Origin of the sequence: Streptomyces sp. NPDC047981 (assembly GCF_040653315.1) — a bacterium.
Classification (GTDB): Bacteria; Actinomycetota; Actinomycetes; order Streptomycetales; family Streptomycetaceae; genus Streptomyces.
The window spans coordinates 22,514-31,233 of sequence record NZ_JBEZNQ010000083.1 but is presented as its reverse complement, the minus strand read 5'-3'; the positions used below and the strand labels follow the sequence as shown (position 1 = coordinate 31,233).

Annotated in this window: 9 protein-coding genes and 1 pseudogene; 9 read left to right on the top strand and 1 reads right to left on the bottom strand. The window is 73.6% G+C overall.

All coding sequences use genetic code 11. From position 1 onward, the window contains the following. A pseudogene (locus tag AB0E14_RS33110) lies at positions 1–859 on the bottom strand (hypothetical protein); the annotation flags it as partial. A 145-nt stretch (positions 860–1,004) separates the two neighbouring features. On the opposite strand from AB0E14_RS33110, the gene AB0E14_RS33105 reads away from it, so the two are divergent. The 9 genes from AB0E14_RS33105 (at position 1,005) to AB0E14_RS33065 (ending at position 8,656) form a co-directional block, all read left to right on the top strand. Next, the gene (locus tag AB0E14_RS33105) at positions 1,005–1,982 is read left to right on the top strand and encodes an alpha/beta hydrolase (protein ID WP_362426807.1); all 978 of its coding nucleotides are present in this window, start codon (positions 1,005–1,007) and stop codon (positions 1,980–1,982) included. Continuing rightward, on the top strand, positions 1,979–2,431 hold the full coding sequence (locus tag AB0E14_RS33100; RefSeq protein WP_362426804.1) for a RidA family protein: 453 nt from the start codon (positions 1,979–1,981) through the stop codon (positions 2,429–2,431). The genes AB0E14_RS33105 and AB0E14_RS33100 overlap by 4 nt, the downstream gene beginning before the upstream one ends. 59 nt (positions 2,432–2,490) lie before the next feature. Further along, the gene (locus tag AB0E14_RS33095) at positions 2,491–3,069 is read left to right on the top strand and encodes a TetR/AcrR family transcriptional regulator (RefSeq protein ID WP_362426801.1); all 579 of its coding nucleotides are present in this window, start codon (positions 2,491–2,493) and stop codon (positions 3,067–3,069) included. 100 nt (positions 3,070–3,169) lie between these two features. Continuing rightward, positions 3,170–3,472 (top strand): helix-turn-helix transcriptional regulator, encoded by a 303-nt coding sequence (locus AB0E14_RS33090; protein ID WP_362426798.1) that lies wholly within the window; start codon positions 3,170–3,172, stop codon positions 3,470–3,472. A gap of 261 nt (positions 3,473–3,733) precedes the next feature. Then, positions 3,734–4,906, top strand: coding sequence for a 3-deoxy-7-phosphoheptulonate synthase (locus AB0E14_RS33085; protein WP_362426795.1), 1,173 nt, complete (start codon positions 3,734–3,736; stop codon positions 4,904–4,906). A gap of 59 nt (positions 4,907–4,965) precedes the next feature. Beyond that, complete coding sequence (locus AB0E14_RS33080; RefSeq protein ID WP_362426792.1) at positions 4,966–5,736, top strand: 2,3-dihydro-2,3-dihydroxybenzoate dehydrogenase; 771 nt, start codon at positions 4,966–4,968, stop codon at positions 5,734–5,736. Between the two features lie 22 nt (positions 5,737–5,758). Then, positions 5,759–6,415, top strand: coding sequence for an isochorismatase family protein (locus AB0E14_RS33075; RefSeq protein WP_362426789.1), 657 nt, complete (start codon positions 5,759–5,761; stop codon positions 6,413–6,415). A 28-nt stretch (positions 6,416–6,443) separates the two neighbouring features. Beyond that, positions 6,444–8,336 (top strand): anthranilate synthase family protein, encoded by a 1,893-nt coding sequence (locus AB0E14_RS33070; RefSeq protein WP_362426786.1) that lies wholly within the window; start codon positions 6,444–6,446, stop codon positions 8,334–8,336. Then, complete coding sequence (locus AB0E14_RS33065) at positions 8,324–8,656, top strand: hypothetical protein (protein ID WP_362426783.1); 333 nt, start codon at positions 8,324–8,326, stop codon at positions 8,654–8,656. Before AB0E14_RS33070 ends, AB0E14_RS33065 begins: the two co-directional genes overlap by 13 nt. Positions 8,657–8,720: the final 64 nt, after the last annotated feature.

Sequence of the window (8,720 nt, the reverse complement as noted above, 5' to 3'; positions counted from 1 at the left end):
GCAGGACGAGCGCCCCGACCCGGGGCCAGAGCACGCCGTGCGGCGCCGTGCCGCCCGTACGCGCCGACGGCGGCGCCGACAACTCGGCCGCGCAGGCACGCAACGCGCCCTGGAGCGCCTGCGGTTCGGCGACGACCACGGCGACGGCCCGCATCGGCCCGGCGGGCGGCAGACCGAGCAGATGGAGCGCGCGGGACCGCTGCGTCTCGGGCATCGACGGGGACAGCACCGCCTGTACGAGCGCGGGATCCCCGAGTCCGGCGGGCGCCCACACCGGGTGCTCGCAGGGCCCCCGGCCGGCGTCGCGCGGGCGGCGCGGGCGCGCGAACGACGCGACGCCGCCCGCGGATCCGGCGTGCCGGACCGCTCCCCCAGATTGCCCACCCCCTCCCCCGGCGGGCACGCCCGGCCCTCCGGCCGGAACACCCGGTCCGACGGCGGGCGCACCCAGCCCTCCGGCGGTCACCCCCGGTCCCCCGGCGGGCACGCCCGCGCCCAGGGCCACCAGCGTGGCGGCCGCGAGGGCCATGCGTTCGGTGAGGAGGGCGTCGAAGGGCAGCGGCTCACCCGGGCGTTCGACCCACACCTCACCGGCCGCGCGGCCGCCCACGGTGATCAGCCGCCGGGTCGACGGCACCACCTCCCCGGCCGCCTCCGGCACACCGCCCGCCGGACATCGCCGCAGTACCCGGCCGCGGTCCGCCATCCCGGCGGTACAGCCCGCGACCCGCGCCGCGGCGCGGACCAGTTCGTCGGCGTCCGCGACGCCGGCGAAGAGCGCGTCGAAACGGGCGAGGAGAGCCGGCGCCGTCTCCGCCTCCGAGGACGGGTGCGCGGGGCTCGACGTGAGTCCGTACATCCGCGCAGGCTAGTGCGGGGTGCCCGGCGCCTTCCCGGCCGCGGCGACACTCCGTCAGGTCGACGCACCAATCGGTGCTCCCGGGGCGCCAACATGCGACGGGCGGCGGCGGCGCGCGGGACCGCCCGCGGGGGACGATGACCGCATGAGTGACGCCACCCACCGTTCCGCCGCGCCCGCGCCCACCCGCATGCGGCTCCGCCCCGACCTGGCCCCGCTCGTCGACCAGATCCCGTACCTGGACGTCGCGGAGCCGGCCGTCGCCCGCCGCACCCTCAAGGACCTCGAGGCCCAGTGGGAGCCGGCCGACACCAGCGCCATCACCGTGACCGAGCGGCTGATACCCGGCCCGGCGGGCGCCCCCGACGTCGCCGTGCGCGTCTACACGCCCCGTACCGAAGGCCCGCACGGCGGTCTGCTGTGGATCCACGGCGGCGGCTTCGTGATGGGCAGCCTGGAGACCGAGCACAACCAGTGCGTCTGGTTCTCCTCCCGAGCGAACGTCGTCGTGGTCAGCGTCGAGTACCGGCTCGCGCCCGAGAACCCGTTCCCGGCGGGCGCCGAGGACTGCTACGCGGCCCTGGAGTGGTTCGCCGCGCACACCGAGGAGCTCGGGGTCGACCCGGCGCGCCTGGGCGTCGCGGGCTGCAGCGCGGGCGGCGCGCTCTCCGCCTCCGTCGCCCTGATGGCCCGCGACCGGCAGGGGCCCGCGCTCGCCCTGCAGGTGCTGACCTTCCCCGTGACCGACGACCGCATGGACACCCCGTCCGCGCGCGCCTTCCACGACACGCCCGTGTGGTCGACGCCGCAGTCCGTGTCGATGTGGCGCCACTACCTCGGCGAGGGCCACGAGCAGCGGGAGACCTCCCCCTACGCGGCGCCCAACCGCGCCGAGGACCTGACCGGACTTCCCGCCACCCACATCGTCACCGCCGAGTACGACCCGCTGCGCGACGAGGGGCTGGACTACGGCCGGCGCCTCCTGGAGGCGGGCGTGCCGGTCACGCTCCACCAGTGGGCCGGGGCGTTCCACATCTTCGACTCGTTCGGCACGGAGAGCGGCGGGCGTTCGATCGACGAGCTGGTGCTCGCCGTCCACGAGGCGCTGGGCGACGCGGCATGACCGACGCATCCCAGGCCCCATCCCGGACCGCATCCCACGACGCGCCCCACCGCGTCCGCGTCACCGCGGACCCCGACTGGTACGCCCCCGCCGGCATCGCGCTCGGCATCCGGGTCGGGAACCTGGTCCTCACCTCCGGTCAGGGTCCGATCGACCCGCACGGCGGCACGGTCGGCGTGGGCGACTTCGAGGCCCAGGCCCGACAGGCTCTGGCCAATCTCGCGCTCGTCCTGAAGAACGCCGGATCCGGCCTCGACCAGGTCGTCAAGGCGACCGTGTTCGTCACCGACATCGCGCGGGACCAGGAGGCGTTCGCGCGGGTCAGGGCCGAGCACTTCGCCCCGCACTCGATCGCCGAGTCCTTCGTCGAGGTCTCTGCCCTCGCCGACCCGGACTGGCTGATCGAGATCGAGGCGATCGCGGTGGCGGAGGGCGCGGTGACGGCGTGATCCGTACGGTCGTCCGACGAATTTCAGTGCGACCGCTCCAAAAACCCTAGACTGCGGTCATGGCCAGGCCCAGGAAGTTCGACGAGACGCACGCCCTCACCGCCGCCATGAACACGTTCTGGCGGCAGGGGTACGAGGCCACGTCCACCCGGGACCTGGCCGACTCGACGGGCATGGGCCAGTCGAGCCTGTACAACGCCTTCGGCGACAAGCGCGAGCTGTACCTGCGCGCCCTGCGCCGCTACTACGAGACGCACACCGCCGAGCAGACCGCCCTCCTCGAACAGCCGGGACCGGTGAAGGACCGGCTCCGGGAGCTGATGGTCCACGCGATCGACGACGATCTGTCGGACCCCGAAGGCTCCGGATGCTTCGCCATCAACGCCTCGGTCGAGAAGGCCGACTCGGACGACGCGGTCCGGGCGGAGGTCCTGCGGCACTTCTCCACCGTGGAGGAGGCCCTCGCGGCGACCCTCGCACGGGGGCAGCGCTCCGGCGAGATCACCGCCGATCGGGACACCCGGACGCTCGCCCGCCAAGTACTCAGCACCTACTACGGATTGCGCGTTCTCGCCCGGGTCCAGAAGGACAGGAACGCCCTGCTCAGCGTCGTCGAAAGCGCACTCACCGCGCTGTAGCCGGCCCGCTCCGCGGGGGCCGGGGAACCTGACGGACGACATGACAGAGTGGACCGGGCGCCGTTGCGACCCCTCTGGGCGTCCCGTCAGGGTCTGCCGCGTGAATACAGCCCACGCTTCGTACCGGAAGAATCCGTCCGTACAGGCCCTCGGCTGGGCGAGCCTCACCCCGGCCGAACTGCGGGTGGCCCGCCTGGTGTCCGAGGGTCTGACCAACCGCGCCGTGGCCACCCACCTGGTCGTCTCACCGCACACGGTGGACAGTCATCTGCGCCACATCTTCATCAAGCTGGGCATCTCCAGCCGCGTCGCGCTCGCCCGACTGACCGTCTTCCACGACCAGGTGAGCCCACTCGAACAGGCCGTGGAGAGCGCCGGTCCATCCCGTATCCGCGCCACTTGACGGACTCGGCGGGCCGCCGTTGCGGCCCGGTGGGGGGCCTGGTGATAGTGGATTCCGTACGAATCGGCGCGCCTTGTCGAGGCCCGCGCCGTTCACACTCGTCGACGCTCCGGCATGCCGATGCTGCCAGCCGAGCCGCCGCCGCAGGACGGAAGACGCCGGGCGGGACATCACGTCGACGCGCACGCGTCCGTGTCGTCCGCCCGCCTCCACGCCCCCCATCAGCCGGAGTCCATCCGGCACGCCCGCCGAGGGAAAACGATGACCGACATTCTGTCCCACCTCCGTTCCCTTCCCGCCCTCCAACAGCCCGACTGGCAGGACCACCCGCGTCTCGCCGAGGTCCGCACGGACCTGGGCCGGATGCCTGCCCTCGTGGACGCCGAGGCCGTGCGCCGGCTGCGTTCCCTCCTCGCGGAGGCCGCGGCCGGACACGTCCAGGTGATCCAGACCGGCGACTGCGCCGAGGACCCCGCCGAGGCCAACCCCGGTGACGTCCACAAGAAGACCGCGCTCCTCGACGTGCTGGCCGGGACGATGAAGCTCGCCTCCGGCAAGCCCGTCCTGCGGGTGGGCCGCATCGCCGGCCAGTACGCCAAGCCCCGCTCCAAGCCCACCGAGACGGTCGGCGGCACCGAGCTGCCGGTCTACCGGGGCCACATGGTCAACCGGCCCGAGCCCGACCCCGAGCAGCGCGAGGCCGACCCCGGCCATCTGCTCACCGGCTACCGCGCCGCCAGCGACACCATGCACTACCTGGGCTGGCGCGGCACCGCCGTCCGGCCCGAGCTGGACGTGCCGGTGTGGACCAGCCACGAGGCCCTGCTGCTCGACTACGAACTGCCCATGCTGCGCCGCGAGCCCGACGGCTCGCTGCTGCTCACCTCGACGCACTGGCCCTGGGTGGGCGAGCGCACCCGGCAGCCGGACGGTGCCCACATCGCCCTCCTCGCCGCGGTCTCCAACCCGGTCTCGGTCAAGGTCGGCCCGTCCATGACCCCGGACGAACTCCTGGCGCTGTGCGAGCGGTTGGACGCCCAGCGGCGTCCCGGCCGGCTCACCCTGATCGCCCGGATGGGCGCCGAGAACGCCGCCACGAAGCTGCCGGCCCTCGTCGAGGCCGTCGACCGGGCGGGTCACCCGGTGCTCTGGCTGTCCGACCCGATGCACGGCAACACCGTCAGCGGCCCCGGCGGACTGAAGACGCGCCTCCTGACGACCGTCGTGAAGGAGATCGAGGCGTTCCAGGACGCGGTCGGCGCGGGCGGCGGCGTGGCCGCGGGTCTGCACCTGGAGACCACCCCGGAGAGCGTCACCGAGTGCGTCGCCGACGCGGACGGGCTCGGCAGCCTCGGCGACAAGTACCTGAGCTTCTGCGATCCGCGCCTCAACCCGCAGCAGGCCGTCGCGGCCGTCTCGGCATGGCGCGGATGACCGGGCGGGACGACGCGCGGACCGGACGAACGACAGCGGTGGACACGGAGGTTGTGCACGTGGCAGGAACAGTCGCCCTGGTGACGGGCGCGGCGGGCGGCATCGGCGAGGCCGTCGTCCGGCTGCTCGCCGAGCGCGGCGCCCGGGTCGCCGCCGTCGACCTGGTGCCGGACCGGCTCGCCGACACGGTGGCGCGGCTGCGCGCCGACGGGCTGGACGTGACCGGCTTCCCCGCCGACGTCACGTCGAGCGCCGACGTGGAGGCCGCCGTCGACCGGGTCGAGCGCGAACTCGGCCCGGTGGAGCGGCTGGTGAACGCGGCGGGCGTGCTCCGGCTGGCCGGGGCGCACGCCCTGAGCGACGAGGACTGGACGACCACGTTCGCGGTCAACGCGAACGGGGTGTTCCACACCTCACGGGCCGTGGTCAACCGCATGATCCCGCGCCGGCGCGGCGCGATCGTCACGGTCGCGTCGAACGCGGCGGGCACGGCCCGGGCGCAGATGGCGGCGTACGCGGCGTCCAAGGCGGCCGCCACCGCGTTCACCAAGTGCCTGGGCCTGGAGGTGGCGGAGTACGGCATCCGCTGCAACGTGGTGGCGCCGGGCTCCACCGACACCCCGATGCTGCGCGGGATGCACACCGCCGACACCGCTGCCAAGGCGTCGATCGCCGGCTCCCCCGAGGCGTACCGGGTCGGCATTCCGCTGGGCAAGGTCGCCCGGCCCGAGGACGTCGCGCGGGCCGTCGCCTTCCTGCTGTCCGACGACGCCGGCCACGTCACCCTGCACGAGCTGACCGTGGACGGCGGTGCCACGCTCGGTGTCTAGCCAAGAGAGGAACGGCCGGCCGATGCCCGGTATCCCCCCGATCGAGTCGTACCCCATGCCCACCGAGGGCGAGCTGCCGGAGAACATCGTGGACTGGCCGGTGGATCCGCGCCGGGCCGTGCTGCTCCTCCACGACATGCAGGAGTTCTTCCTCAGGCCGTTCCCGCGCTCCGAGGCGCCCGGCGACGCCCTGGTGGCCAACTCGGCGCTGCTGCGCGAGCGGTGCGTGGAGCTCGGCGTACCGATCGCGTACACGGCGCAGCCCGGCGACATGACACCCGAGCAGCGCGGGCTCCTGAAGGACTTCTGGGGTCCCGGCATGAAGGCCACGCCCGAGCACCGCAAGGTGGTCGAGCCGCTCGAACCGGGGCCCGCGGACTGGACGTTCACGAAGTGGCGGTACAGCGCCTTCTTCAAGTCCGACCTGCTGGAGCGGATGCGCTTCCACCGGCGCGACCAGCTGATCGTCTGCGGTGTGTACGCCCACGTGGGCGTCCTGATGACGGCGGTGGAGGCCTTCACCAACGACATCCAGCCCTTCCTGGTGGCGGACGCCGTCGCCGACTTCTCGGCCGGACACCACCGGCTCGCGCTCGACTACGCGGCACAGCGCGCGGCCCGCGTCGTGTCCGCCAAGCAGGTGCGATACGAACTCGACGCGGGCGGCGCGGCGCGCTGAGCCGCGCCCACCGCCGAAAGGAACCCCCATGGCTACGCAGGACAGCGGGCACGACCTGCTGGCACGCATCCTCGACGGCTCGGCCGGCGCGTTCGCGCTGATGCACCGGCCCGAGACGGTGGACCCGGACACCCTGGAACTGCTCGTCGGTGACGTGGCGGAGATCCCGTCCCTCGCCGACCTCGACCTGCCCGAGCGGGACGGCCCCGGCGCCCGCTCGGAGATCCTCACCCTGATCCCCTACCGCCAGCTCGCCGAACGGGGCTTCGCCGCCCCCGACGACGGCGCGCCGCTGCTCGCGATGACGGTCCGCGAGCAGGCGGCGGTGCCGCTGCGCGCGACGCTCCCGCTGCTGCCCGACGAGCCGGTGAAGCTGGCCGACGGCCACTTCGACGTGGACGACGAGGCGTACGCGGAGATCGTGCGGCGGGTCGTCGCGGACGAGATCGGCACCGGCGAGGGCGCCAACTTCGTGATGCGGCGGTCCTTCACCGCCCGGCTGCCCGGCTTCGGACTGACCACGGCGCTGTCGTTCTTCCGCCGCCTGGTGCAGCGGGAGGCCGGGGCGTACTGGACGTTCCTCGTGCACACCGGCGAGCGGACCTTCGTGGGCGCGACGCCCGAGCGGCACATCAGCGTCCGCGAGGGCACGGCCGTGATGAACCCGATCTCGGGCACGTACCGCTATCCGGCGGCCGGCCCGGAGCTCGACGGGGTCATGGACTTCCTCGCCGACCAGAAGGAGGCCGACGAGCTGTACATGGTCGTCGACGAGGAGCTGAAGATGATGGCCCGGATCTGCCCCGGGGGCGGCCGGGTCGTGGGCCCGTATCTGAAGGAGATGGCCCGGCTCGCGCACACCGAGTACTTCATCGAGGGCCGCACCGACCGCGATGTGCGGGACATCCTGCGCGAGACCCTGTTCGCGCCGACGGTGACCGGCTCCCCCCTGGAGAGCGCGGCCCGGGTGATCAGCCGGTACGAGCCGCAGGGCCGCGGCTACTACAGCGGGGTGGCCGCGCTGATCGGCCGCGACGCCGCCGGCGAGCGCACCCTCGACTCCTCGATCCTGATCCGCACCGCCGACATCGACCACGAGGGCCTGATGCGGATCGGGGTCGGCGCGACGCTGGTGCGCCACTCCGACCCGCAGTCGGAGGTGCAGGAGACCCGCGCCAAGGCGGCCGGGCTGCTCGCCGCGCTCGGCGACCCGGAGCCGATCCGCTTCGGGTCCCACCCGGCGGTCCGCGAGGCACTCGACGAACGCAACGAGCGCATCGCCGACTTCTGGCTCAGGGACCAGGAGGACCGGCTCGGCGCGGCCGGTCCGCTGACCGGCCGGCGGATCCTGGTGATCGACGCCGAGGACACCTTCACCGAGATGATCGCCCAGCAGATCCGCTCGCTGGGCGGCGAGGTGCGCGTCCGGCGCTTCGACGAGCCGTACAGCTTCGACGAGCACGACCTGGTCGTGATGGGTCCGGGGCCCGGCGATCCGCGCGAGACGGGCGACCCCAAGATCGCGCATCTGCGGGCCGCGGTGGCCCAGCTCCTGGAGGAGCGGCGGCCGTTCATGGCGGTCTGCCTGAGCCACCAGGTGCTGTCCACCCTGGTCGGGCTCGACCTGGTGCGCAGGCCGGTGCCCAACCAGGGCGCGCAGCACGAGATCGACCTCTTCGGCCGGCGCGAACGGGTCGGCTTCTACAACACGTTCGCCGCCCGCTCCGAGGGGGACACCTTCGAGCACCCGGTGCACGGCACGGTCGAGGTCAGCCGGGACCCGGGGACGGGCGAGGTGCACGGGCTGCGCGCGGGGGCCTTCGTCTCCATGCAGTTCCACGCCGAGTCCGTCCTGACGGTGGACGGCCCCCGGATCATCGGGGAGCTGCTCGCGGAGGTGGCCGGCTCGTGCGTGCGGTGATCGTCTGGTGGGATCTGGCGCGGTCGGAGCAGACCGTCGAGTCGCTGCGGGGCTTCCTGCGCGACGAGGCGGTGGACCGGTTCTCCCAGGTGCCCGGTCTGCGGCTGAAGTTCTGGGTCTCCGATGCGGCGACGAACCGGTGGGGGGCCGTCCTGCTCTGGGAGTCGGCCGAGGCCGCGATCCCGCAGCGGGCGGCCGAGCTCATCGGCTACCCGCCCACCGAGCGGCACTCCTTCGACGTGGAGGCGACGGTCGAGGGCGTCTTCGCCGTCGCCGCGCTCGCGGGCCGCGGCGCGGCCCTGGAGGCCGTCGGCGGCTGACCGGGCGGCTCTCGCGCCTCCTCCGTGGCCGCACCGGGCGGGGGACGGCCGCCCGACGTCTCCG